General features: G+C 62.0%; 23 protein-coding genes and 1 tRNA gene. 16 read left to right on the forward strand and 8 right to left on the reverse strand.

All coding sequences use genetic code 11. The annotated features are described in order from the left end of the window. Positions 1–32: 32 nt before the first annotated feature. A complete protein-coding gene (locus IB263_RS03290) occupies positions 33–3,731 on the reverse strand; it encodes an ATP-binding protein (protein WP_192437595.1) in 3,699 nt (1,232 codons plus the stop codon). 231 nt (positions 3,732–3,962) lie between these two features. On the opposite strand from IB263_RS03290, the gene IB263_RS03295 reads away from it, so the two are divergent. After that, positions 3,963–4,412, forward strand: a complete 450-nt coding sequence (locus tag IB263_RS03295) for a phasin (protein WP_034800834.1) — start codon at positions 3,963–3,965, stop codon at positions 4,410–4,412. Between the two features lie 189 nt (positions 4,413–4,601). Continuing rightward, a tRNA-His gene (locus IB263_RS03300) sits at positions 4,602–4,678 on the forward strand. A gap of 49 nt (positions 4,679–4,727) precedes the next feature. On the opposite strand, the gene IB263_RS03305 is transcribed toward IB263_RS03300, so the two are convergent. Continuing rightward, entirely contained in the window at positions 4,728–4,928 is a 201-nt protein-coding gene (locus IB263_RS03305) for a hypothetical protein (RefSeq protein ID WP_060516485.1), read from the reverse strand. A 248-nt stretch (positions 4,929–5,176) separates the two neighbouring features. Between IB263_RS03305 and IB263_RS03310 the strand changes: the two genes are divergently transcribed. Then, positions 5,177–6,940: an adenylate/guanylate cyclase domain-containing protein gene (locus tag IB263_RS03310; protein ID WP_060584011.1), complete on the forward strand. Its 1,764-nt coding sequence runs from the start codon at positions 5,177–5,179 to the stop codon at positions 6,938–6,940. Positions 6,941–7,002: 62 nt separating this feature from the next. Here the strand turns inward: IB263_RS03310 and IB263_RS03315 are convergent, their stop codons facing one another. Next, the gene (locus IB263_RS03315; RefSeq protein WP_113189578.1) at positions 7,003–7,884 is read right to left on the reverse strand and encodes a LysR family transcriptional regulator; all 882 of its coding nucleotides are present in this window, start codon (positions 7,882–7,884) and stop codon (positions 7,003–7,005) included. A 128-nt stretch (positions 7,885–8,012) separates the two neighbouring features. On the opposite strand from IB263_RS03315, the gene IB263_RS03320 reads away from it, so the two are divergent. From IB263_RS03320 to IB263_RS03330, 3 genes are all read left to right on the forward strand, one after another. Continuing rightward, a complete protein-coding gene (locus IB263_RS03320) occupies positions 8,013–9,509 on the forward strand; it encodes a CoA-acylating methylmalonate-semialdehyde dehydrogenase (RefSeq protein WP_034800841.1) in 1,497 nt (498 codons plus the stop codon). A 232-nt stretch (positions 9,510–9,741) separates the two neighbouring features. After that, positions 9,742–10,833 (forward strand): YjgN family protein, encoded by a 1,092-nt coding sequence (locus tag IB263_RS03325; RefSeq protein WP_051659565.1) that lies wholly within the window; start codon positions 9,742–9,744, stop codon positions 10,831–10,833. Further along, positions 10,823–11,878 carry a M48 family metallopeptidase gene (locus tag IB263_RS03330; RefSeq protein ID WP_034800842.1) on the forward strand — a complete coding sequence of 352 codons (1,056 nt, stop codon included), beginning with the start codon at positions 10,823–10,825 and terminating at the stop codon, positions 11,876–11,878. Before IB263_RS03325 ends, IB263_RS03330 begins: the two co-directional genes overlap by 11 nt. 80 nt (positions 11,879–11,958) lie before the next feature. Here the strand turns inward: IB263_RS03330 and IB263_RS03335 are convergent, their stop codons facing one another. Continuing rightward, positions 11,959–12,978, reverse strand: a complete 1,020-nt coding sequence (locus tag IB263_RS03335; RefSeq protein ID WP_370689548.1) for a Fe(3+) ABC transporter substrate-binding protein — start codon at positions 12,976–12,978, stop codon at positions 11,959–11,961. 213 nt (positions 12,979–13,191) lie between these two features. Between IB263_RS03335 and rirA the strand changes: the two genes are divergently transcribed. Further along, positions 13,192–13,656: an iron-responsive transcriptional regulator RirA gene (gene rirA, locus IB263_RS03340; RefSeq protein ID WP_034801384.1), complete on the forward strand. Its 465-nt coding sequence runs from the start codon at positions 13,192–13,194 to the stop codon at positions 13,654–13,656. A 64-nt stretch (positions 13,657–13,720) separates the two neighbouring features. Here rirA and IB263_RS03345 read toward each other — a convergent pair whose 3' ends face one another. Together IB263_RS03345 and IB263_RS03350 are read right to left on the reverse strand one after the other, a co-directional pair. Next, positions 13,721–14,176, reverse strand: coding sequence for a response regulator (locus tag IB263_RS03345; RefSeq protein ID WP_089044704.1), 456 nt, complete (start codon positions 14,174–14,176; stop codon positions 13,721–13,723). A 10-nt stretch (positions 14,177–14,186) separates the two neighbouring features. Next, complete coding sequence (locus IB263_RS03350; protein ID WP_060516477.1) at positions 14,187–14,900, reverse strand: helix-turn-helix transcriptional regulator; 714 nt, start codon at positions 14,898–14,900, stop codon at positions 14,187–14,189. Positions 14,901–15,547: 647 nt separating this feature from the next. Here IB263_RS03350 and IB263_RS03355 point away from each other — a divergent pair. From IB263_RS03355 to IB263_RS03390, 8 genes are all read left to right on the forward strand, one after another. After that, on the forward strand, positions 15,548–17,143 hold the full coding sequence (locus tag IB263_RS03355; protein WP_034800843.1) for an ABC transporter substrate-binding protein: 1,596 nt from the start codon (positions 15,548–15,550) through the stop codon (positions 17,141–17,143). Between the two features lie 204 nt (positions 17,144–17,347). After that, entirely contained in the window at positions 17,348–18,352 is a 1,005-nt protein-coding gene (locus IB263_RS03360; RefSeq protein WP_034800844.1) for an ABC transporter permease subunit, read from the forward strand. 10 nt (positions 18,353–18,362) lie between these two features. Beyond that, a complete protein-coding gene (locus IB263_RS03365) occupies positions 18,363–19,271 on the forward strand; it encodes an ABC transporter permease subunit (RefSeq protein WP_034800846.1) in 909 nt (302 codons plus the stop codon). Between the two features lie 2 nt (positions 19,272–19,273). After that, positions 19,274–20,116: an ABC transporter ATP-binding protein gene (locus IB263_RS03370; protein WP_082566271.1), complete on the forward strand. Its 843-nt coding sequence runs from the start codon at positions 19,274–19,276 to the stop codon at positions 20,114–20,116. After that, positions 20,113–20,943 carry an ABC transporter ATP-binding protein gene (locus tag IB263_RS03375; protein ID WP_034800847.1) on the forward strand — a complete coding sequence of 277 codons (831 nt, stop codon included), beginning with the start codon at positions 20,113–20,115 and terminating at the stop codon, positions 20,941–20,943. The genes IB263_RS03370 and IB263_RS03375 overlap by 4 nt, the downstream gene beginning before the upstream one ends. Positions 20,944–21,123: 180 nt before the next feature. Further along, complete coding sequence (locus IB263_RS03380) at positions 21,124–21,471, forward strand: RidA family protein (RefSeq protein ID WP_192437597.1); 348 nt, start codon at positions 21,124–21,126, stop codon at positions 21,469–21,471. Positions 21,472–21,648: 177 nt separating this feature from the next. Then, entirely contained in the window at positions 21,649–21,819 is a 171-nt protein-coding gene (locus IB263_RS03385; RefSeq protein WP_089044705.1) for a hypothetical protein, read from the forward strand. Positions 21,820–21,956: 137 nt separating this feature from the next. Continuing rightward, positions 21,957–23,087: an AI-2E family transporter gene (locus IB263_RS03390; RefSeq protein ID WP_370689547.1), complete on the forward strand. Its 1,131-nt coding sequence runs from the start codon at positions 21,957–21,959 to the stop codon at positions 23,085–23,087. A gap of 18 nt (positions 23,088–23,105) precedes the next feature. On the opposite strand, the gene IB263_RS03395 is transcribed toward IB263_RS03390, so the two are convergent. After that, positions 23,106–23,903: a response regulator gene (locus IB263_RS03395; RefSeq protein WP_034800852.1), complete on the reverse strand. Its 798-nt coding sequence runs from the start codon at positions 23,901–23,903 to the stop codon at positions 23,106–23,108. Between the two features lie 188 nt (positions 23,904–24,091). On the opposite strand from IB263_RS03395, the gene IB263_RS03400 reads away from it, so the two are divergent. Further along, positions 24,092–24,310: a NepR family anti-sigma factor gene (locus IB263_RS03400; RefSeq protein ID WP_060584014.1), complete on the forward strand. Its 219-nt coding sequence runs from the start codon at positions 24,092–24,094 to the stop codon at positions 24,308–24,310. Between the two features lie 46 nt (positions 24,311–24,356). Here IB263_RS03400 and IB263_RS03405 read toward each other — a convergent pair whose 3' ends face one another. Then, positions 24,357–24,605 carry a glycine zipper domain-containing protein gene (locus IB263_RS03405; RefSeq protein WP_034800856.1) on the reverse strand — a complete coding sequence of 83 codons (249 nt, stop codon included), beginning with the start codon at positions 24,603–24,605 and terminating at the stop codon, positions 24,357–24,359. Positions 24,606–25,080 lie beyond the last annotated feature (475 nt).

Raw genomic sequence — 25,080 nt, forward strand, 5'->3', positions numbered from 1 at the left:
CACAAGTCAACATTTCCTTATAGCATCCGGCCTCAGTTCGCCAAGACGCGTTGTGACGGGAAGGAAATTTCCACCAGCGTTCCCTCGTTGGGTGCCGAGGTGATCGAGAAGTGGGCGCGGTTCGCCTCCGCCATCGCCTTGGTGAGCGGCAGCCCGAGCCCGGTGCCGTCGCCACGCTTGCGCGCGCCTGTCGTCACCTGCCGGAACGGTTTCATCGCCTGGTCCAGTTCGCCGCGGGTCATGCCGACGCCGGTGTCGCGGATCCTCAGCATGACGCTACCGTTCGCCTCGTAGGAGGTCGACACCACGATCTGGCCGCCCGAAGGCGTGAAACGGATGGCGTTCGCTAGAATGTTGAGCGCGATCTGCTTGATCGACCGGCCGTCGGCCACGACGTTCGGCACGGCCGCTGACAGCGAGGTGCGGATGATGACGCGCTGGCTGTTGGCCTGCGGCTGGACGAGCGACACGGCTTCCGAGACCGCGTCGTTGATCTCGACGGCGCCGAAATCGAGTTCCATTTCGCCTGCTTCGATCTTCGAGATGTCGAGCAGATCGTTGACGATATCGAGCACGTGGCGGCCCGACCGGCCGATGTCGCCGGCATATTCGATGTAGCGCGGGTGACCGACCGGGCCGAAATGCTCGCTCGCCATCATGTCGGAAAAGCCGATGATCGCGTTGAGCGGCGTGCGGATCTCGTGGCTGACGCGGGCGAGGAACTCGGTCTTGTGGGCATTGGCCGTTTCCGCGGCGCGCTTGGCGTTCCGGAGTTCCTCTTCGGTGCGTTTCCACTGGGTGATGTCGCGGATCACGGCGCAAAAGCCATTGGAGGCCGAAAGCCGGCCGATGGTCATGAACAGCGGAATGAAGCCGCCATTCGCTTCCCGCCCGATCACCTCGCGTCCGTCGTTCAGCACACTCGCGACGCCGTGGCCGGAAAGCCCGTGCAGGTAGTCGATGACTGCCTTCTGGCTTTCGTGAGCGAAGAGCGCGGCGAAAGGTTTGCCGCGGATCTCGCCCTCGTCATAGTTGAAGAGTGCGCTTGCCGAGCGGTTCATCGAGCGGATGTCGCCGTCATGCCCGAGAATGACAACGCCATCGGTTGCGGTTTCGAGGATGGACTTGAGTTCGTCGATTTCCGTCTTCAGACGGTCGACGTCGTCACCGGAGATGGCATCGTCTGCTTTCGTCGACGGCGCGTTCGCGGCCGCCGGCGTCAGCGCCAGCATCAGCGCGCTCCGGCCGTCCCAGCGGATCGTGTGCAGCCGTGCGATGACCGGCCGCATCTGACCGTCCCTGCGGATCAGCATCATCGTGCCGTCGGGTTCCTGGTCGGTCGCCTCTTCGCCATTGGCAAAGAGCGCGTCAAGGCCGCCTTCCCGGACAAAGTCGTCGAGGTCGCCATACGCGGTGAGCCGCAGGAATTCCGGATTGGCGTGCAGCAGCTCTTCCCCGCGATGCACGAGCATACCGATTGGCAGGCTGTCGAGGATCTCGCCGCTAAGGCCGATATCTGCCGCTTGCTGCTCGAGATGCACGTTCGCCTGTTCGTCCTCGGCTGCGCCGTCGTCGGTCTCTTCTCCGGTTTCTTCCGCGCCAGTCTGTTCTTCTGCCGCTGGCGTCGTGGAAGTGATGGCTTCGTGCGCGTCTACCGGGAAGGGTGTGCTTGCATCGGCCGCTGCGTCGCTTTTCTCTGCGGGTGCGGTTTCCGCCGGCCCGCCAAAATGCTCGCCCAATTGCCGCGCGATCTCGCGGAACGCCGCCTGTTCGCCCCGCGTCAGCGCGGTCGCCGCGCGATGTTTCTCGAGCTCGACGATCTTGTCGGAGACGGGGGGCTCAGCGTTGTCGACGAGCTGTAGGGCAGGGCGCTCTCCCTGGAAGAGATCGTCAGTTGCGGCGACCTGTTCGTCCGCGGCAACTTCGGCTGCATGGTCCGGCTCTGCCTCTGCCTCCTCGCTGGAGGTGAGGGTCCGGTCTTGGGGCGCATCACGATCCTGCGCAGCTGCGACAGGCTCGGCCTCCGTTTCGGAGGACCTCTGCGCGACGACCTGCACCTCGTCGGCGGACCGCTCCTCGATCTCAGGGCCGACGGTCTCAGGATCGACCGCTGGAGTATGCGCGTGGTCTTCCGACGGCGTCGCTTCCGCGGCAGCTTCTGCCGTCATGTCCGTTGCGGCGCCGAACGTCAGGCCGTTGGCGTGCTCGTCTTCGACGGCATCGGCAAGGCGCACGATACCGAAACCGCGAAAGCCGTCGAATTCGCGTGCGCGCGAGTAGGTGGGCAGGGCCGCCAGGTCGACCGGAACCTTGAGGCTGGTGCCCTGCACGGGCCAGAAAATCGTCTTGCCCGACCAGGTGTCGCGGCGCTGCAGCAGCGCGCCGATCTTCTGATCAGGATCGAGGCCGTAGCGTGCTGCCACGTGGTTAAAGGTGGCGCCGATCACATCGGCGGCGCGCGGACCGACGGCGGTGGCGAATTCCTCGGAGATCTCGCTGAAGCGGCCTTCGGCGTCGATCTTCCAGACGAAGCGGACGGCACGGCCGCCGGGCACGAAGGCGAAGTCGGCCTGTTCCGTTTCAGCGGTGCCAGCATCGGTCGCCTCTACCGTCGCGTCCTCGCGTGTGACCTCTGCCGTCACGCGGATTTCCGCGGCAACCGGCGTATCGGTCGCGATCACGTCGGTCGCGACCGCAAGCGCCGGCTCGCCTTCATCTTCCGCAGGCTCCACGCCCTGCGCCGAAGTTTTCGCATCTGCAGCGGCAACCCCCTCCGGTTCCTCCGGCAGAGCGACCTGGCCTGCAGCGACGTGGACGTCTGCGTCCTCAAGGTCGCCATCGTCCTGTGGCGCGGCAACCGGTTCGACGGACTCCGCCTGTTCGAATGCGTCGGCCAGGGCAGCGTCTTCGGCCGGTGCAGCGCTTTCGACCAGCGCTTCGGCCGGTTCGACGATATCCTTTGCCTCCGGGGCCGGTGTCTCGACGGTCGGTTCCAGCTCCTCGGTCGGCGGCAGGATTGGCAACGCTTGCGCCGCCGAGGTCTCTTCGTCCGGATCGAGCGTGCCGAGAATGGTCTCGACAGCAAAGAGCAGATGCAGCGACGGCTCATCGGCGATCTTGCCGACCGCGGCCGGCAGGTGCCCCTTCCGCGTTGCGACCGGGCGCTTGATCAGCCAGTCGTGGTCTCGGCCGACCGTATCGACGAGCTGCTTGCGCGTCTCGTCCGACATGCCGAGATCGATGAAGCCCGGCGAGTGCGCGATGATGCCGCCGTTGCCATCGAGAACGGCCATGTGGGTGTCCGGGCCGTCGAGGCCGGCGATCATGCGCGCAGCGCGATCCTCAAGCGACAGCGGCGTGCCCGAATGCGGTGCAGTAAAGAGCACCGCGTCCTCGTCCGGGCGCACGCGGATCATCTCCACGCTCACATTGAGCGGTGTGCCGCGGAAACCCGAGAACTTCCGGATCGAAAGCTGGCGCCGGTCGCCGGCGCGCACGAGCTGCGCTCCCGCGGCCTTGAGCTGACGCAGCGACAGCTCGCCCTGGTCCGGTCCCGCATCGATGAAATCATAGATCGACCCGGCGCCGAAAAAGGCCGCGCCCTGGTCGTTGGCCCAGAGAATGCGCGCAAAGTCCCGCGAAAACAGGATCGCCGCGTCGCCGCGGGCAAAATGCTCCCGCACCCGCGCATGCACGGCGATATCAATGAAGGGATACTGTCTCGCGGGCATAAAAGGGGGCCTATTGACGGATCGCTTGCGGGTTAACACTCTATTAATACCCGGCAGGCCCGCAAGGGTCCAGCGAGGGCCGGAGCTTCGTCACGGCTTTCAGCGCGAAAGGTTAATTCTCCGGATTTTGTGCACTGCACAATTTTATTGCAATGCACAAGCAAGTAGTTTATATAATGCGCATCAATCAACGGCGCCTCTGAAGAGGGCCAGACACCAAGGAGCGCTTTCATGGCTACCAAGAAGACCGACGACGTATTTTCCCTTTCCTCTTTCGACCCGGCGAAGTTCACCGACAGCTTCCGCGACTTCGCGGAAAAGGGTGCCGTCCAGTCGAAGGAAGCCTATGCCAAGATGAAGACCGCTGCCGAAGAGGCAACGAAGACCGTTGAAGCAACGCTCGAAAGCGCCCAAACCGGCTCCGTCGAACTCGGTCTCAAGGCCATCGACGCACTGCGCACCAATGCCGAAAATTCGCTGTCTCACATGGAAGCGCTGCTCGGCGTGAAGTCGCTGTCGGAATTCGTCGAACTGCAGACGAGCTTTGTCCGCAAGCAGGCCGAACTCGCGGTCGAGCAGGCGAAGTCGATGCAGGAAGCCACCAAGAAGGTTGCCGAAAACGTCACCAAGCCGGGCAAGGACGCCGCTGAAAAGGCGATGTCGTCCTTCAAGAAGGTCTAAAGTCAACCGACCGCGCCGGCTGAACGATGGCGACAGACTGCTGTCGCCGAATTCTGCCATCTGCGCCCAAAACCAAGAATCCGGATGGCTTGCCATCCGGATTTTTTCCAGGATAATCTCAAGTTAAGGCTTGCAAAGCGACGGAAGTCTCCGTATGTGAGCCGCCAAGCGACTGATGTCGCTTTATGTGCGGTTGTAGCTCAGTTGGTTAGAGCGCAGGTTTGTGGCACCTGAGGTCGTAGGTTCGATTCCCACCAACCGTACCATTTCTTCTCTAAACGATCGGTATCGCGATTTGCGGGGCGCCTTGCTTCGTCAGAACAGCTTGGCCAAGGCTCTGAGCGCCACCACGTCCTGTACGCCATTCTGATAAAGTTCGATCAGCCGGGCGGCGAGCGCCGTTGCCTCTGCCGACTGGCGCGACAGCTCTCGCTCTCTTAGTGTTTCCTTGAAGACATCGTCGATCTTGGTGAGTTCACCCGGCAGGATCGGCCGGCCCGGTATGGACACAAGCATCCTTTCACACTCCTTTGTCGAAATGGGAGCGCGAGCCGATTGCGACCGGCGTGCTCGCAGCCATCGCCTTGAGCAAGCAGCTCAATTCCCTGTGAAGGCAACGTCGGGATACCGCGCCAGGTTCCTGTCGCGGCAATACCCAATTCGGGCTAGCGCTTGGGCGCGGGGCGGATCCGGTTCGAATGGACATAGGGCTCATCCGCCGGTAAAATTTCGCCAAGAGGATTCCCAGTAAGGCGTCGCAATCCATGGCCAAAGAATCCATCACACGGCGGCTTGCCGCCATCCTGGCTGCTGATGTCGTTGGCTATAGCCGGCTGATGGAGCGAGACGAGAAAACCACCTATACTCAGCTCATGGCGCGCTGGAGCGAAGTGCTGGAACCGCTCGTCGAAACCCACCAGGGCCGGGTGTTCAAGCGAACGGGCGACGGCGTGCTGATCGAGTTTTCCAGCGCGGTCAACGCGGTCGAATGTGCGGCTGCCTTGCAGCGGGCGATGATCTCCGCCAATGCGGACGTGCCCCACGATCAGCAAATCGTGCTGCGCGTCGGCATCAACATGGGCGACATCATGGTCGCCGACAGCGACCTCTACGGCGACGGCGTCAATGTCGCAGCCCGGATCGAGGCGCTTGCGAGGCCCGGCGGCGTGGCGATTTCGGACGGGGTGCACGAATATGTGCACGGCCGCATCGATCTCATTTTCGTCGACAGCGGCCATCACGAGGTCAAGAACATCGAGCGGCCGGTGCATATCTGGAGCTGGTCGCCGGACGAGTATGCCGACGCGCCCATCAAAGTCGCCGCCGAGGTGCCACCGCAGCTTCCGAGCCGGCCGTCGATCGCCGTGCTGCCGTTCGACAATATGTCCGGCGATCCGGAGCAGGGCTATTTCGCGGACGGCATTACCGAGGACATCATCACCGATCTCTCGAAGGTCTCCGGCCTCTTCGTCATCGCCCGCAATTCCTCCTTCGCCTATAAGGGCAAGTCGGCGGATATCCGCCAGGTGAGCCGCGACCTCGGCGTTCGCTATGTGCTGGAAGGCAGCGTGCGCCGCGCCGCCAACCGCATTCGCATCAACGCTCAGATGATCGACGGCACCACCGGGGGCCATCTCTGGGCCGAGCGCTACGATCGCGGCATCGAGGATATTTTCGAGGTTCAGGACGAGGTGACGCGCACCATCGTGACGGCGCTCAAGGTGAAGCTGACGGCCGGCGAAACGGAGCGGCGCGAGGGGCGCGGCAAGGTCGATCCGGAGGCCTACGATCTGCTCGTGCGGTCGCGTCAGGCGATCCTGCGGTTCGACGCGGTATCGTCTGCGGAGGCGCGCAGCATGCTCGAACGTGCGATCGCCATCGACCCGGCGCTTGCCGCGGCCTATGCGTCGCTCGCGATCATTGCCATGACCGACTACATCAACCGGTGGAACGGTGGCACCGTCGACAATATCGAGCGCGCTCTCAAGCTTGCACAGAAGGCCGTCGAGACCGACGAGCATGAACCCCACGGCCACCACGCGCTCGCGATTGCGCTCTGCTGGAAGCGCCGCTTCGACGAGGCCGAGCGGGCCGCCCAACGCACGATCGAGCTCGACCCGAACTCCGCCGGCGGCCACACGCAGCTCGGCACGATCAGAGATTTCCTGGGCCAGTTCGAGGAGGCCTTGCCCTTCTATACCCGCGCCCACCGGCTCGATCCGCAGTTCGACTTGGCGCTGCATTTCCTTGGCCGGACCCTGCTCAACCTCGGCCGTTTCGACGAAGCCGAGATTGCCTTCAAGCGGCGCCTGGCCTTGGCACCGCGTTCGGACATGACGCGCTTCTATCTCGCCTGTCTTTATGGCCGCACCGGACGCCATGAGGAGGCGCGGCGCTACTGGCACGAGGTCTTCGAGGTCAATCCGGACTTTTCCATCGACCACTTCAAGCGGGCGATGCCTTACCAGGATCCGGCCGTCATTCCGCGGCTGATCGACGGCCTGCGGGAGGCCGGGATTTCGCTTTAGCGCCCCAGGCATCCGCCTCGACCGCGTTCGCTCGCGAGAAACGTGCCTGTGCGCCGGAGGTCTCAGACGAAAATCTGGTGCTCCGCGGTCACCAGTTCCTGCAGAAAGGCGACGACGGTGCGAACGCGCACGAGATCGCGCGCGCTTTCGTGATAGGTGGTCCAGTAGGCGCGGCGGATGGTCGTTTCCGGCAGGATGCGTTTCAACTCCGGCGCATGGCGGGCAATGTAATTGTGCAGAATGCCGATGCCGGCGCTGGAACGCACTGCCTCCGTCTGGCCCGTCGCGCTCGATATCTCGAACGAGGCATCCCAGCTGCGCATGATCTCGGCGGAAAAATTCAGCGACGGCGTGAAGATCAGATCCTCGACGTAACCGATGCGGCGGTGCTCCCGGAGATCGTCGATCGTCTGCGGCGTGCCGTGCTTTTCGAGATAGTCCGCCGAGGCGTAGAGGCCGAGCGTATAGTCGGTGAGTTTCGAGGAAACGAGGCGCCCCTGTTCCGGACGTTCGATGGTGATCGCGATATCGGCCTCGCGCTGCGACAGCGAGAACGACCGAGGGACCGGCACGAGCTGCAGTTTCAATTCCGGATAGCGCGCCGTCAGCCTGCCGAGCCGGGGCGCGAGGAAAGAAACACCGAAACCGTCGGGTGCACCGATGCGCACCGTGCCGGCGATCGCCGTGTCGATCCGGCCGATCTGCGATTGCGCCGCCAGCATTTCCGTTTCCATGCGCTCGGCTGCCGCAAGGAAGATTTCGCCCTCGGCGGTCAGTTCGCAACCGTTCGGCCGACGAACGAGCAACCGTGTCTTCATCGCCTCTTCCAGCGCAGTCACCCGACGGCTGAGCGTGGCATGATTGACGCCGAGCCGCTTGGATGCGGCCAGGATCTGTCCGGTTCGCGCGACGGCTAGAAACATTCTGACATCGTCCCAGTTCATAGTGCGACAACCCTATACAAAACCGTTGGACTTCAATTTTTGCACAACGGTTGCTGAATATCGGAAATTGATTTGTTGAAATCGTAGTGCGATCATGCCGCCACAATCAAGATCTGGAGGAACCATTCATGTACGAACTCGGTCATTTCATCGATGGCAAGCGCGTCGCCGGCAAGAGCGGCCGCGTCAGCAACATCTTCAACCCGGCAACCGGCGAAGTGCAGGGCACCGTGGCGCTGGCAAGCGACGCGGAACTTTCGGCAGCCGTCGAAAGCGCCAAGGCAGCACAGCCGAAGTGGGCGGCCACCAACCCGCAGCGCCGCGCCCGCGTCTTCATGAAGTTCGTCGAACTTCTGAACGCCAACATGAACGAGCTCGCCGAGATCCTGTCGCGCGAGCATGGAAAGACGATCGAAGACGCCAAGGGTGACCTCATCCGTGGCCTCGAAGTCTGCGAATTCGTCATCGGCATTCCGCATCTGCAGAAGAGCGAGTTCACCGAAGGTGCCGGTCCCGGCATCGACATGTACTCGATCCGCCAGGCCGTCGGCATCGGCGCCGGCATCACCCCGTTCAACTTCCCGGCCATGATCCCGATGTGGATGTTCGCCCCGGCCATCGCCTGCGGCAACGCTTTCATCCTGAAGCCGTCCGAGCGTGATCCGTCCGTTCCGATCCGCCTTGCCGAACTGATGATCGAAGCCGGCCTGCCGGCAGGCATCCTCAACGTCGTCAACGGCGACAAGGGTGCTGTCGACGCGATCCTGACGCATCCGGATATCGCTGCCGTTTCCTTCGTCGGCTCGACCCCGATCGCCCGCTACGTCTATGGCACCGCGGCAATGAACGGCAAGCGCGCCCAGTGCTTCGGTGGCGCCAAGAACCACATGATCATCATGCCCGACGCCGATCTCGACCAGGCCGCGAACGCCCTGATGGGCGCCGGCTACGGCTCGGCCGGCGAGCGCTGCATGGCGATCTCGGTTGCCGTCCCGGTCGGTGAAGAGACCGCCAACCGCCTGATCAGCAAGCTGACCCCGATGGTCGAAAGCTTGCGCATCGGCCCCTACACCGACGAGAAGGCCGATATGGGCCCTGTCGTCACCAAGGAAGCCGAACAGCGCATCCGCAGCCTGATCGACAGCGGTGTCGAGCAAGGCGCCAAGCTCGTCGTCGACGGCCGCGATTTCAAGCTGCAGGGCTATGAGCAGGGCCACTTCATCGGCGGCTGCCTGTTCGACAACGTCACGCCGGACATGGACATCTACAAGACGGAAATCTTCGGACCGGTTCTCTCGGTCGTCCGCGCCAAGACCTACGAGGAAGCCCTCGACCTGCCGATGAAGCACGAGTATGGCAACGGCGTCGCAATCTACACCCGCGACGGTGATGCGGCCCGCGACTTCGCCTCGCGCATCAACATCGGCATGGTCGGCGTCAACGTTCCGATCCCGGTTCCGCTCGCCTACCACTCCTTCGGCGGCTGGAAGTCCTCGTCCTTCGGCGATCTCAACCAGCACGGCCCGGACTCGATCAAGTTCTGGACCCGCACCAAGACCATCACCGAGCGCTGGCCTTCGGGCATCAAGGACGGTGCCGAGTTCGTCATGCCGACGATGAAGTAACAACGGGATAAAGATCCTCCCGCCTCGGGGCCTCCTTCGGGAGGCCCTTTTTTGTTGCATTCGGCGATACGGCACAACTAACTTGCGAACCGTGGGCATGGGTCGTGAATTCACCGCTGCCCCAACGGCAGTCTGGCGGGCGGGGGCGCACCAGACGATTTGTGTTTGATCATGTGCTCCGGAGCGCTTTGCGGCGCGTCCGATGCACAAAGGATGGACGGAGGGGCCCATCATGGTCGTGGCTGAAGCGACGTCGTTTCAAGCAGCGCCGACACGCGACGTGTCGATCGATTTTCACCGTTTCTCTTTCATGGGGAGCGGCAAGGAATATTTCGGCATCTGGATCGTCAACGTGTTTTTGACGATCGTCACGCTTGGCATTTATTCCGCCTGGGCAAAAGTCCGGCGCAACCGATACTTCTACGGAAACACGGTTCTGCTCGGCCGTACCTTCGAGTACCATGCCAAGGGCAAGCAGATCCTGATCGGGCGAGTGATCGTTTTCGGCTATCTGATCCTCTACAATCTTCTGCTGACATTCGTTCCGATCGTCGGCATCGCGTTATTGTTGCTTTCGCTCTTCTTCGTTCCCTGGCTGGCCGCACGCGGGTTGCGCTTCAGCGCACGGGTGACGAGCTACCGCAACGTCCGCTTCGACTTCGTCGGCACGATGGGCGGTGCCTTCAAGGCGTTCATTCTGGGCGGGTTCCTTTCCATTATCACCTTGGGCCTACTGACGCCGCTCGCAAGCCGATGGGTTGGGCGCTACGTCGGATCGAACCTGCGCTTTGGCGGCAGGGCCTTTGAGACCAACCCGCCGTTCGGCCCGCTCTATCGCGGCATGTTCCTGGGTGTGGGGCTTGCGCTGGTTCTTGGCGTTGTTGTCTTCGCGATCTTGATGGGAACGCTTCGCGCATCGCCAAGTTTGCTCCAATCGCTGAACGATCCGAGGTGGGGATGGGTAGGCTTGGGCGCAGGATATGTGGCGTCCATGTCTTTCTACGCAGTCATCGCGTTGTTCTACAGTGCAGCCGTGCGCAACGCCGTTTGGGGGGCGACGGTTTTTGACGGAAAACATCGGTTCCTCAGCGGTCTTTCTCGGGGCCGCTACACGTGGATCGCCATATCGAACTTCGTCGTCACCATCCTGACGCTGGGCCTGCTGCGACCTTGGGCGGCCGTCCGCATGGCCCGTTACAAATGGACCCTGACGGGCGTAACCGTCTTTGGCGCCGTCGGAACGCTAATGAGCGAAATCGAAGCGGAAGCGTCGGCGGTTGGAGCGGAATTCATGGATTTCGAAGGGTTCGATTTTGGCTTCTAGCAGCATCGAGATCGCACGTGGCGAGTGGCATCCGGCGGGTTCCAGCCGGTCGGTGCCCTCGCGGTTGTTGGAAGAGGGGGGCAGCCTTAGGGCCGTAGACGATGCGAGCACCGAACTTGCCCGTGGCACCTTGGCAAGTGTCGATATTTCCGACCGCGTCGGGGCGATACCGCGCCGCGTCGAATTTGCAGACGGTTCGTTGTTCGAAACGCCGGACAACGAGGCAGTCGATCGTTTTCTGAAGCTGAATGGCAGGGTCAACCACATCCACGAATGGGAGCGTTTTCGTCCACGTCTCATCGCCGTCGTCGCAGCCACCGTGCTGTGCGGCGTTGCCATCTATCGCTATGCGGTTCCTGCGCTCGTCGAGGTCGCCGTCCTCGTGACCCCGCCGATCGTGCCGGAGATGATGTCGAAGGGCACGATGGAGACGATGGATCAGACACTGTTCGACAAGACGCAGCTGGCGATTGAGCGGCAGGAAAGGATCCGCGACGGCTTCAAGGCAATCGCCGCCCGATCAGGCCGCGGCGAGGCCGGTTACACGCTCAATTTCCGCAAGGGCGGTGTGGTCGGACCAAATGCGTTTGCGCTTCCGGATGGCACGCTGGTCGTCACCGACGAGCTCATCGAACTTGCCGGGGACGATACCGAAATGATCGTTGGCGTGCTGGCGCACGAGATCGGCCATGTCGAGCTCGAACATAGTCTGCGGCAGATCTACCGTGCTGCCGGCGTTGCCGGCCTCATCATGATGATCGGCGGCGATATCGGTTCGGGCGTGGACGACGTCCTGGTGCAGGGCGCTGGTCTCTTGTCGCTTTCCTATTCGCGCGGCGCGGAAACTGCTGCCGACCGACACTCGGTCGAGCTGATGCAGAAGGCAGGGCGAGATCCGACGGCGGCCGCGCGCTTCTTCGACCTGCTTGAAAAGAAGCTAGACGATCACGGCGACACCAGCATTCTCTCAACGCATCCAGGGACGCCGGAGCGGCGCAAGGCGATCCTCGACTACGCCGCGGAGTTGCGCGCCAAGGCGCAATGAGCCTCCTTGAATTTCGCTTGTTGAAACGAAAACAGCGGGCCGGTGGCCCGCTGTTCGCATTCAAGCAATTGCCTTGTTGATCAGTCCTGCGGACCGTCGTTGTAGCCGACCTTGTCGACCAGTTCCGAAGCCTTCTTGCGGTTTGCGGCGATGTCGGCGAGCGGCAGTTCGTCCGGCTTGATCGTGCCGAAGGACTTCACGACGTCAGACGGCTCGGCGCCCGGCAGAACCGGATATTCGAATACCTGCTCGGCGTAGATCTTCTGGGCTTCGCCTTCCGACAGGAATTCCATCAGCTTCAGCGCGTTGTCCTTGTTCGGGGAATTCTTGGCGAGTGCCATGCCCGAAATGTTGACGTGCGTGCCGCGGTCCTTGGCGTTCGGGAAGAGTACCTTGATCGCCGCTGCCCAATCCTTCTGTTCCGGCTCCTTCTCGTTGGTCATCATCAGACCGACATAGTAGGTGTTGCCGAGTGCCAGGTCGCATTCGCCGGCCAGGATCGCCTTGGCCTGGTCGCGGTCGCCGCCGTCAGGCTTCTTGGCGAGGTTGTTCTTGAGGCCGGTCAGCCACTTCTCGGTCTCGGCTTCGCCATGGTGGGCGATCATCGAAGCGAAGAGGCCGATGTTATAGGAGTGCTGGCCGTCGCGGGTGCAGATCTTGCCTTTCCACTTGGGGTCGGCAAGCTCTTCATAGGTGATGTCGTCCTGGGCGACGCGCTCCTTGGATGCGTAGACGACGCGGCCGCGGGTGGTGAGGCCGAACCAGTTGCCCTCAGGATCGCGGAAATGCGCCGGGATATCCTTGTTGATCGTCTCGTTGACGACAGGCTGGGTTACGCCTGCATCCTTGGCTTCGGTCAGGCGGCTGATGTCGACGGTCAGGATCACGTCGGCCGGCGAGTTGGCGCCTTCGGCCTGGATGCGCTCGACGAGGCCCTTGTCGAGGAAGAGCACATTGGTGGTGATGCCGGTTTCCTTGGTGAAGGCGTCGAGCAGCGGCTTGATCAGGTCGGGCTGCCGGTACGAGTAGATATTGACTTCACCATCGGCCCAGGCGGCGCTCGTTGCCAGCAGGGTTGCCGTCAGGGACAGAACGCCCATCGCTGCTCTTGAAACGGACATCGCTTCCTCCATTTTCTTGTTTGAGCTAAGTTAACAAAATTCCTCATCTTTCTGACCGGAGCGCTGAAAACAGTCAATCAGGAAACCGTAAACGCTCAACAAGAAGTGACTTTTCTGGCTTTTTGGAATTGTTCCAAACTACGATCCGTCCTATATGATGAGTTCGTGAACCTCTCGATGCCGGAGTGAATGATGCGTCTGACGAAGCAAACGAACTACGCGGTTCGCATGTTGATGTACTGCGCCGCCAACGGGGAAAAGCTCAGCCGCATTCCCGAAATCGCCAGGGCTTATGGTGTTTCCGAGTTGTTTCTCTTCAAGATCTTGCAGCCGTTGACCAAGGCTGGCCTCGTTGAAACGGTGCGTGGCCGTAACGGCGGCGTGCGCCTGCCGAAGCCCGCTTCGGCGATCACGCTGTTCGACGTCGTCAAGGTGACGGAAGACAGTTTCGCGATGGCCGAATGCTTCGAGGCGGGCGAGATCGAATGCCCGCTCGTCGACAGTTGCGGCCTGAACTCGGCGCTCCGCAAGGCGCTGAACGCCTTCTTCGAAGTGCTGCAGGGCTACACGATTGACGACCTGGTCAAGGCGCGCCCGCAGATCAACTTCCTGCTCGGCCTGGAAGAAACCAAGCGTCCGCAGACCTCGGCGGCCTGATATCTCCGAGCAACGCCCGCGCAAATGGTGCGGCATGACCTGGCGGCTGAAGTGCCGCCGGGTGTTACTCTTGCGGTAGATATTCCCGCAATATGAAGTCGATCGCAGTGGGGTCGATTTCAGCCTTGTCGATGCGGAAATCGGCGCCGTAATCCTCCAGATTCTGAAAATAGGCATCGGCGAGCGATGCTGAGATTACCCCGATCGGGCCGATATAGCCCTGATGCCGGAGGGCCGGGACCGTCTCGCGGAAATCGAGCTGCGGCCGCAGACGGTTGTCGAGCAGGATCATCGATACGGGTTTGCCCGAGCGCAGGAATGCAAGCGCATCATCGATCGTCTGGCAGTAGTGCAGCTCGATGTCGATGCTGCTCACCTTGCGGATGAGCGCGCGCAGGATCAGGTTTTCTGCCGGGTCGTCGTCAACGAGCAGGATGTGTGCTTTTCGCGTCATGACCGAATACCCTTGCTGATGGCGGGCGTCCCGTTCGTTGGGCGTGGCGGTGCGAAACGCGGCCACGCATCGGCTGCTACTGGATGATCTGCTCTCGGATTGCCTTCGCCACCATCTGGGTGCGATTGACGACGTCGAGTTTCTTCAGGATCGTTGCGGTGTGTGAGTTCACCGTGTGCTCCGACACCGAAACGATGAGCGCAATCTCGCTTGCCGTCTTGCCATGCGAGATCCACTTGAGGATTTCGGTTTCGCGCGGCGTCAGTCCCATCCCGGCCTTGTTGGCAAGCGCGATGCGATAGAAATAGTCGAAGGCGGCGATCGCGTCATAGGCGAGCGCCACATGCTCGGCCCGGCCGATATCCTCCCCGTCTCCGAGAAAGAGCACGGCGTAGCGCGCGCCGGTGGAGGCTGCGTGCACCGGCGCGCTGACGAGCAGTTCGAAACCGAGCTGCACCAGCAGGTTCTGGCTGGCGTCGCAGCCGGGGTCGTCCGCCCGCCATACCGACGAGATCGCCGAGCGGTGCAGCGTCTTGTAAAACACGGAGTCGCCAAAGCGATGGCGCTTGTCGTATTCCTCCGCGAGCCCGGAGGGCAGGTCGTGCAATACTAGGCGGGTGGACAGCATGCAGGCGTCGTTCTCGTTGCCGAGCTGCAGAATGCCGAAATGGCTGAAGCCGTAGCGCAATGCCATGGTATGAAAAATGCGGAAGAAATCGACGCGGTTGAGCGCCTTCTCCAGCTCGTCGCGAAGGTCGTATCGCCTGTGATTTTCCAGCAAAGCCGCCACGGACTGGCTATCCCCTTATCGTCGTGCGGCAGTTTATCCCGCGAGCCGCAGCGATCAATCGGCAAAGTGCGTTGCCGGTATTGCCGACAGGCAGGGTCATGCCCGTCCCTCGGCAAGCCCACCGAGCGACTGAAAGCTGTAAAAGGTGGCTGCCGGTCCCTCCCAAGGACGTCTGGGCACGTCGAATATCTCCCCCGAGTTTTGTATACATTTTATTGCACAATCCCTTTCGGGATTTCTACCATAGTATCTGGGGATTGACGAAAACCTGTCGAGGCCGAATCGCGTGTTCGTGCGGCCGTGATCACGACATTCTCCGTAGGGGTATTCACTCCGGAACCAAGGTGGCTTCCCCGGTGTGGCATCGCGCCGCCCAAGGGGCTGGCGGGGGAGGCTGCAGACCCTGTGGAAGCGGCCGGAACGTCGTGGATTTTAGGTGCCGCGGTGTACTGTTTTGTCAGGCGATTCTAAAACAGTGGACGAATGTCCCGGCTCTACCTGCGGACGAATTTTTCGCATAGACAAATTTCTGCGGCGACTTATTGCAATGCGACGCCAAATGTCGTTCCATCCGGCCTTGACCGGGGGCAACGGCATTCCGCGTCAGGAAAACACGAGAACAAAAACAAATCTGGGAAGCAAAGCTCATGAAAAAGCTCACTACTCTGTTTGCAGCGACGGCGCTTGCCACGCTGATGGCCGGCTCCGCCTGGTCGAAGACGTTCGTTTATTGCTCGGAAGGTTCGCCAGAGGGTTTTGACCCGGGCCTGTACACCGCCGGCACGACCTTCGACGCGGCTGCGCACACGGTTTACAACCGCCTGCTCGAGTTCAAGAAGGGCACGACCGAAGTTGAGCCGGGCCTCGCCGAAAGCTGGACGATCTCCGACGACGGCCTGGTCTACACCTTCAAGCTGCGTCCGGGCGTCAAGTTCCAGACCACCGAATTCTTTACGCCGTCGCGTGATTTCACTGCCGACGACGTGGTGTTCTCCTACGAGCGCCAGCTGAAGGCTGACAATCCGTGGAACAAGTACATTGCTGGCGCTTCGTGGGAATACGCAGCCGGCATGGGCTTCCCGGAAGTCATCAAGTCGGTTGAGAAGGTCGACGACCTGACCGTCAAGTTCACCCTGACGCGCAAGGAAGCGCCGTTCCTCGCCAACATCGCGATGCCGTTTGCTTCGATCCTGTCGAAGGAATATGCCGACAAGCTGCAGGCTGACGGTAAGATGGAGCAGATGAACCAGATGCCGCTCGGCACCGGTCCGTTCGCTTTTGTCGCCTACCAGCAGGATGCCGTCATCCGCTACAAGGCAAACCCGGACTATTGGGGTGGCAAGCAGAAGATCGACGACCTCGTCTTCGCGATCACGTCTGACGCTTCGGTTCGCTTCCAGAAGCTCCAGGCTGGCGAATGCCACCTGATGCCGTTCCCGAATGCTGCCGACGTTTCGAAGATGAAGGCAGACCCGAACCTGAAGGTCATGGAACAGGCCGGCCTCAACGTCTCCTACCTCGCCTACAACACGACCCAGGCTCCGTTTGACAAGCCGGAAGTCCGCAAGGCGCTGAACAAGGCGATCAACAAGCAGGCGATCGTCGATGCCGTCTTCCAGGGTGCTGCCCAGCCGGCCGTCAACCCGATCCCGCCGACGATGTGGTCGTACAACGACAAGATCGAAGACGACACCTACGAGCCCGAAGTCGCCAAGAAGATGCTTGAAGACGCAGGCGTCAAGGACCTGTCGATGAAGCTCTGGGCAATGCCGGTTTCGCGTCCGTACATGCTGAACGCCCGTCGCGCAGCTGAACTGATGCAGTCGGACTTCGCCAAGATCGGCGTCAAGGTCGAGATCGTCTCCTACGAATGGGCCGAATACCTCGACAAGTCCAAGGCCAAGGATCGTGACGGTGCCGTCATCCTCGGCTGGACCGGCGACAACGGCGACCCGGACAACTTCCTCGACACGCTTCTCGGCTGCAACGCTGTCGGCGGCAACAACCGTGCACAGTGGTGCAACCAGGAATTCGATGCTCTCGTGAAGAAGGCGAAGGAAACCTCTGACCCCGCAGAGCGCACCAAGCTCTACGAAGAGGCGCAGGTCGTCTTCAAGCGCGAAGCGCCGTGGGCGACGATCGACCACTCGCTCTCGGTCGTGCCGATGCGCAAGAACGTCGAGGGCTTCGTTCAGAGCCCACTTGGTGATTTTGCCTTCGACGGCGTGGACATCACCGAGTAATTTAGTTAACTGATCCTTAAGGGGGCGTTTGCCAAGGGCAAGCGCCCCTCTTTGCATCCACTATAGCGACCCTGAGTTCCGGCCGGAGCGCAAAAGGTCGCTGTGGCATTTCGACTTGCTGTATGCTTGGCCGTTAAGTGGGAAAGCATGCGGTGGTGCCAGCGGCGGGATACAATGCCGCGGCAACATGGCGCGGGGTTTAACATGTTCCGATTTCTCTTGGGGCGATTGGCTGTCCTGATACCGACCTTCGTCGGCGTCTCCATCATCGCCTTCTCCTTCATCCGCCTGCTTCCGGGCGATCCGGTTGCGCTGCTTTCGGGCGAGCGCGTCATGTCGCCGGAGCGACATGCGGAAATTTCACACGCACTCGGCTTCGACCGGCCGATCGTGGTGCAATACCTCGATTATCTCTGGGGCGTGCTCCAGGGTGATTTCGGCACCTCGATCGTTACCAAGAAGCCGGTCATCGATCAGTTCTTCGAACTGTTTCCGGCAACCGTCGAGCTTTCGCTCTGTGCGATCCTGTTTGCGGTCATTCTCGGCATTCCGGCTGGCGTGATTGCTGCGATCAAGCGCGGCTCGGCCGTCGACCAGGCGATGATGGGCACCGCACTCGTCGGCTTCTCCATGCCGATCTTCTGGTGGGGCCTGCTGCTCATCATGCTCGTTTCCGGCATGCTGCAGTGGACGCCGGTCTCCGGCCGCATCTCGCTGATGTACTTCTTCCCGCCGGTAACCGGATTCATGCTGATCGACTCGCTCCTGTCCGGTCAGGCCGGCGCGTTCAAGTCGGCCGTCAGCCACCTGATCCTGCCGACGATCGTGCTTGGAACCATTCCGCTTGCGGTCATCGCGCGCCAGACGCGCTCGGCGATGCTTGAAGTTCTCTCCGAAGACTACGTGCGCACGGCACGTGCCAAGGGCCTTTCGACCTTCCGGGTCGTCGGCGTCCATGCGCTGCGCAATGCGATGATCCCGGTGGTCACCACCATCGGCCTGCAGGTGGGCGTCATGCTCGCCGGTGCGATCCTGACGGAAACGATCTTCTCCTGGCCGGGCATCGGCAAGTGGATGGTGGATTCGGTGTCGCGTCGCGACTACGCCGTCATCCAGGGCGGCCTGCTCGTCATCGCCGCGGTGATCATGCTGGTCAACCTCATCGTCGACCTGCTCTACGGTCTCATCAATCCGCGCATCCGGCACTAAGGAGGGCGTCATGTCTCAAGCTGCTGCAACAAGCACCGTTTCGACCGATCCGTCCCGCCGGGCGCGATTGGCCGAGTTCTGGTATTACTTCTCCGAGAACCGCGGCGCCGTGATCGGTCTCGTGTTCTTCGTGTTCCTCGTTCTGCTCGCGGTCTTCGCACCGTGGGTCGCACCGCACGATCCGGTGGCACAGTACCGCGATGCGGTGTTGGTACCGCCGGTATGGCAGGAGGGCGGCCGCGCCGGCTTCCTGCTCGGCACCGACGCCGTCGGCCGCGACATGCTGTCCCGGCTGATCTACGGCACGCGCTTCTCGCTGTTCGTCGGTGTCATCGTCACGACCCTGTCGCTCGTCGGCGGTATCGCGCTTGGCGTCATCGCCGGCTACTTCCGTGGTTGGGTCGATACCGTCATCATGCGCGTGATGGACATCATCCTGGCCTTCCCGTCGCTGCTGCTCGCCCTCGTGCTGGTCGCCGTCCTCGGCCCGGGCCTCGTCAACGCCATGATCGCCATCGCGCTCGTCTTCCAGCCGCACTTCGTGCGCCTGACGCGTGCTGCCGTCATGAGCGAAAAGACCCGTGACTATGTCGTTGCCGCCAAGGTGGCCGGCGCCGGTCATGGCCGTCTGATGTTCAAGACGATCCTGCCGAACTGCATGGCGCCGCTGATCGTCCAGGCGACGCTCTCCTTCTCGAGCGCGATCCTTGACGCTGCCGCCCTCGGCTTCCTCGGCATGGGCGCACAGCCTCCGACACCGGAATGGGGCACGATGCTCGCCGAAGCCCGCGAGTTCATCAGCAGCCACTGGTGGGTGGTGACCCTTCCGGGTATCGCGATCCTGATCACGGTGCTGGCGATCAACCTTATGGGTGACGGCCTGCGCGATGCGCTCGATCCCAAGCTGAAGAGGTCCTGATCATGGCGCTTCTCGAAATCGAAAACCTGGTCGTCGAATTCCAGACGGCCTCCGGTCCCTTCCGCGCCGTCAACGGCGTGTCGATGAAGGTCCATGAAGGCGAAGTGCTTGCGATCGTTGGCGAGTCCGGCTCGGGCAAATCCGTGTCGATGCTGGCCGCGATGGGGCTTCTGCCCTGGACGGCGAAAGTGACCGCCGACAAGCTCACCTTCAACGGCCGCGACCTGCTCGGCATGTCGGCAAACGAACGGCGCAAGATCGTCGGCAAGGATATTGCCATGATCTTCCAGGAGCCGATCGCCAGCCTCAACCCGTGCTTCACCGTCGGCTTCCAGATCGAGGAGGTGCTGCGCATCCACATGGGCCTCGACAAGGCCGGTCGCCGCAAGCGCGCGATCGAACTGTTCGAGGCGGTCGGCATTCCCGATCCGGCCGAACGGCTCGGCCACTATCCGCACCAGATGTCGGGCGGCCAGTGCCAGCGCGTGATGATCGCGATCGCGATCGCCTGCAACCCGAAGCTCCTGATCGCCGACGAGCCGACCACCGCGCTCGACGTGACGATCCAGAAGCAGATCCTGGACCTCCTGATGAGGCTGCAGGCCGAGCACAAGATGGGCCTGATCATGATCACGCACAACATGGGCGTGGTCGCCGAGACTGCCGACCGGGTGGTCGTGCAGTACAAGGGCCGCAAGATGGAAGAGGCCGACGTGCTGACGCTCTTCGAAAACCCGAAGAGCAACTACACGCGCGCACTTCTGGCGGCGCTGCCTGACAACGCGACCGGCGATCGTCTGCCGACGATTTCCGAACTCTTCGTCGACGAAGGAGCGGCCCAATGAGCGTGATCCTCGAAGCGCGCAATCTGGTGCGCGACTACCATATCCCCGGCGGCCTCATCAAAAAGGCAAAGACGGTTCATGCGCTGAAGGGCGTGAGCTTTTCCGTCGAACAGGGCAAGACGCTGGCGATCGTTGGCGAAAGCGGCTGCGGCAAGTCCACGCTGGGCCGCATCCTCACCCTGATCGATCCGGCGACCTCCGGCGAACTGCTGATCGAGGGCAAGAAGATCGATATTTCCAAAGGCGACATGACGCCGGAGATGCGCCGCAAGGTGCAGATCGTCTTCCAGAACCCCTATGGCTCGCTCAACCCGCGCCAGAAGATCGGCGACATCCTGATGGAACCGCTGGTCATCAACACCGACACGCCGGCCGACGAACGGCGCGACCGGGCGATGACGATGCTGAAGAAGGTCGGCCTCACCGAGTTGCACTTCAACCGCTATCCGCACATGTTTTCGGGCGGCCAGCGCCAGCGTATCGCCATTGCGCGCGCGTTGATGCTGAACCCGAAGCTGCTGGTACTCGACGAGCCGGTGTCGGCGCTCGACCTGTCGGTCCAGGCACAGGTGCTGAACCTGCTCGCCGACCTTCAGGACGAACTGAAGCTCACCTACGTCTTCATCAGCCACGACCTCTCTGTCGTGCGCTATATCGCTGACGATGTCATGGTGATGTATTTCGGCGAAGCGGTCGAATACGGCAGCCGCGACGAGGTCTTTGCCGACCCGAAGCACAGCTACACCAAGACGCTGTTTGCAGCGACGCCGCGTGCGGATGTCGAGAGCATCAAGGCGCGCCTTGCCAAGAAGAAGCAGGCGGCCTGATCCGCCGCTGCTGATTTTTGCTGAAGAAACAAGAGAAGCCGGGCAGCCAATGCCCGGCTTCTTTGACTTGGGGGCTTGATGGTGTAGAGGTGTCGCGCCGCCTTCACTTCTCGCCTCTTGGCGGCGGGCAGCCGCTTTTTGGCCGGACCGATCGTTCGGCCCAACCTCAGGAACACGTTCATGGAAATCAAGCGTTTCGAAACCGGCCCCCGTATGAGCCAGGCCGTGGTCTACAACAACACCGTCTACCTCGCCGGCCAGGTCGGCAACGCCGGTGACGATGTCGTGACGCAGACCAAGCAGGCGCTTGCCGAAGTCGACCGTCTTCTGGCGCTCGCCGGCACCGACAAGACCCGCATCCTCTCGGCCACCATCTGGCTCGCCGACATGGCAGACTTCCCGAAGATGAACTCGGTCTGGGACGCCTGGGCACCGCAGGGCCACACCCCGGCTCGCGCCACCGGCGAAGCCAAGCTCGCGACCTCGGAATACCTCGTCGAAGTCATCGTCGTCGCCGCTGCCGCCTAAGGCCTGCGCTACGGGATTTCCCGTCTTCTTATTCCTGCGCCGCCGGACTGCCGTCCGGCGGCGTTTTTCGTTCCCATTTCAGTTCCCTTGCGCGGAACCAAACGGCGCACCGGCACGTTAAGTGTCCAATCCGAAGAAGCAGGCCAAAACCGGCCGCCACGATTGGGAGGACTGTCTATGCTTTACTGGCTGCCCCGTGTCTGTGTCCTTCTCCTGGCGGGCGTCATGATCGGTTTCGGTCTTCTTCCCTACACCGCCGCAGGTGTCGCCCATACCTTGCTCGTCATCATCCTTGGGCTTGGCCTATTGTCGCTGACCCTGCATGTCTTCCCGCCGGAACACCATTGACCGTGCAAGATCATTCACGCGATGTGCCGCAAGCCGGGCCGGAGCAAAAGGCAGGGCGGCCTGATCTGTTGACCGGAAACGCGAACGAACCGCGCGCGGCCCTGGCTGAAGGACGGCGAGGCATGATCGCGAATACGCTGCGTCGGGCGGGTGCCGCCCAGCAGCGCAAGCGTGCGCGGTGGATCGTCGAGGAAGAGGCTGCTGTGGCGACGGCGGCGCCATCGACAGCCCCGCGGCGCGACGGCATCGATCTGATGGTCGCCTGGAGCATCATTGGCCTTTTCGCCATTGCCGCATGTGCGGGCATTTACGCCATGGAAACGATCCTCCTGCCGATCACGCTTGCGATCGTCGTCGGCGTCGTGCTCGGCCGGACGGCCGACGGACTGGCGCGTTATGGCCTGCCGCCGATTTTCGGAGGGTTGCTGCTGGCGATCATTTTCGTCACCGGCCTCTCGTGGCTCGTCAATGCCCTCCTGGGTCCGTTGACGGCGCTCGCCTCGGAGGCGCCGAAGCTTGCCGAAAGCGTGGTGGCGCGGGTGATGCCGTTCATTGACCGGTTCGAGTGGCTGCGTCTGGCCGTCGCGCGCAGCGTCGGCAACGATGCGATTGCCGATACCGTCATGAAGAATGCCGGCCCAATGCTTGCCGCCACCGCCGCCGGGCTGACACCCGCTTTGGTGCAGACACTGATCTTTCTCGCAGCACTCGGCCTGTTTCTGCTCGGGCGGTTGCAACTGCGCAAGGCGGTCATCCTTGCCTTTGCCAGCCGTGAGCGGCGGCTTAGCGCCATTCGCATCATGAACGGCATCGAGGATGCGTTGGCGCGATACTTCTCGATCGCCAGCGTCATTTATTTCTCGCTCGGTCTCGTGACGACGGTGATCGCTTTTGTCGGGGGTCTGGGCATGGCGCCGCTGTGGGGCCTGTTCGCTTTCGTCTCCAGCTTCATTCCCTATCTCGGCGTGACGGCGATGACGCTGAGCCTTCTGGTGGCGGGGCTGATGACGCACGAGGTGCTGTGGCTGGCATTGGCGCCGGCGGTGGCCTTCTTCGTCGTTCACCTTGCGATGGAAAACCTTGCCATTCCGGCCATCCTCGGCAACGAGCTCGAGGTGAACCCGTTCTTGATCTTCCTGGCGATCGTGTTCTGGACCTGGATGTGGGGGGCGGTCGGCGCCATGCTGGCGCTGCCGCTCTCTCTCATCGTCCTCGCCATCGTCGAGGAAATCAGCGACCAGCCGCCTGAACGTCAGCTGCCCGGATAAGGGGATGTGTTGCCCGGCCTAACGCCGGGCAGAGCGTGCGTGCTCGTCGAAGAACAGCGCCTGGCTGATCAGTGCCTTCACCATGTCCGGATTGAACGGCTTGGTCACGAGAAAGGCTGGCTCCGGCCGCTTGCCGGTCAGCAGCCGCTCGGGGAAGGCGGTGATGAAGATCACCGGCACAGCGGCCTGCGTGAGGATCTCGTTGACGGCGTCGATGCCCGAGCTGCCATCGGCAAGCTGGATGTCGGCCAGAACCATCTTCGGAGAGGTCTTGCGGTAGAGATCGAGCGCCTCGCCGTGGGTGCGGGCGATCCCGGTGACGCGGTGGCCGAGGCTGGTCACCATATCCTCGATATCAAGCGCGATCAGCGGCTCGTCCTCGATGATCAGGACGTCCGTTGCGACCTGGTGCGAGATGTCCTCCGAGGCGACTGTCAGCAGCTTCGAAAACTCGGCCTGGCTGAGGTTCATGACCTCGGCCGCATCGGCGATGGAGAAACCCTCGACCGATACGAGCAGAAACGCCTGGCGCGGCGCCGGCGCGATCAGCGAGAGATTGGCGGCCGCCTGTTTTTCCCATGCGAACGGTGAGGCATTTTCGCTGCGGTCGATCGAGATCTTTTCGAACTGCGAGCAGAACAGCTTGTAGAGGCTGATCCGGTCGTTCGAGGCTTCCGGAAAGAGGCTGATATCCTCGATCAGGGCTTCGAGAACGGCGGCCACATAGCCGTCGCCTGCGGCCTGCGAGCCTGTGACGGCCCGCGCGTAACGGCGCAGAAAGGGCAGGTGGGGCGCAATCCGGGTCGAAAGTGACATCAACGACTTCCTTACGTGCAATGCGATTCGTTTGATTTCTGAGGATAGGGGGTATGGGGCGGAATAGATGGATGTTTTGAACACGTTTTTCGGCTTAGAGCAAATGGGGGACGTGTTCGAAACGGTGTGCCGGCGATTTCGCAAGGGCAGCAAAAGCCGTGAAGGACTAAGCGGTGGTGGGACGCAGCATGGATGAAGAAACCGGAAAGCACGGCGGCGTAGGCCAACAGCGCGGAGGCACTGCCGAAACGCTCGAAATCGGCGGCTCGATCGGCACCAGCTTGAAGGCGCTCTATCGGTCGCTGGAGCAGGAGCCCGTTCCGGAACTCTTTCTCAATCTTCTTGAAAAACTCGATGAAGCGGAGGCTGCGGCCAAAGTCCCGTCGAAGGGTGGGGTTCCGCTTTGAGGGGGAAGAAACGGGCGGCTGCCCGTTTCTTTATGAGATGCGCCGATCAGCAGGCGGCTTCGTAGCGGCGGCCGTAGCGGTCGCGATAGATGCAGCGGCCCGGTTCGTTGGCGTTGCCGATGAGCGCGCCGGCGACGCCGCCGATGGCCGCGCCCACGGCCGCACCCCTGACATTGCCCGTCGCCGCACCGCCGACGATGGCACCGCCGGTTGCGCCGATCGCCGCGCCCTTTTCTGTCTGCGTGCATGCCGCGAGGGGGAGGATCAGGCTTGCTACGATAAGTATCTTCTTCATGACGCGTTCCTATCCGAGGGTTGCTTTGTTGAACTGAGAATCAATTTTCGGTGAAATCGATTTGCCCGCGACTGGTGACGAACAGAATGACGACAATGAGGCATAGCCCGTACCCGATGCCGCGCCGTCCTGATCGACTTTTGATGTTACCTTTCGGCGCTCGCAATGAGCGAGCCGCTTGTGGTGTGTCCTTGCCTCGCCAGTATCTCCTCCGTCGCTCGGCCGCCGTCGCAGCGCTTGTTATCGTTGCGAAAACGAGAGCGGGGCGTTTTTGTTCCATTGTTGGGGTGGCCGACGGTCGATGGCCGTCCCGGTTGTGGGCAGTGGTCGCCCGCTGAACGCTGCGGGCGAATGACGTTTCCCGACCGTCTCTGGACCGCTCAAACGCGCAGCTGACGCCAAGGTTCCAGGAAATATTTCGCGCCCATTCGCGGAACCGCAGATCGCACATTTCCGTTTGCTGTTGGAGTTTGAC

Origin of the sequence: Ensifer sp. ENS03 (genome assembly GCF_014852035.1) — a bacterium.
GTDB classification, from domain to species: domain Bacteria; phylum Pseudomonadota; class Alphaproteobacteria; order Rhizobiales; family Rhizobiaceae; genus Ensifer; species Ensifer adhaerens.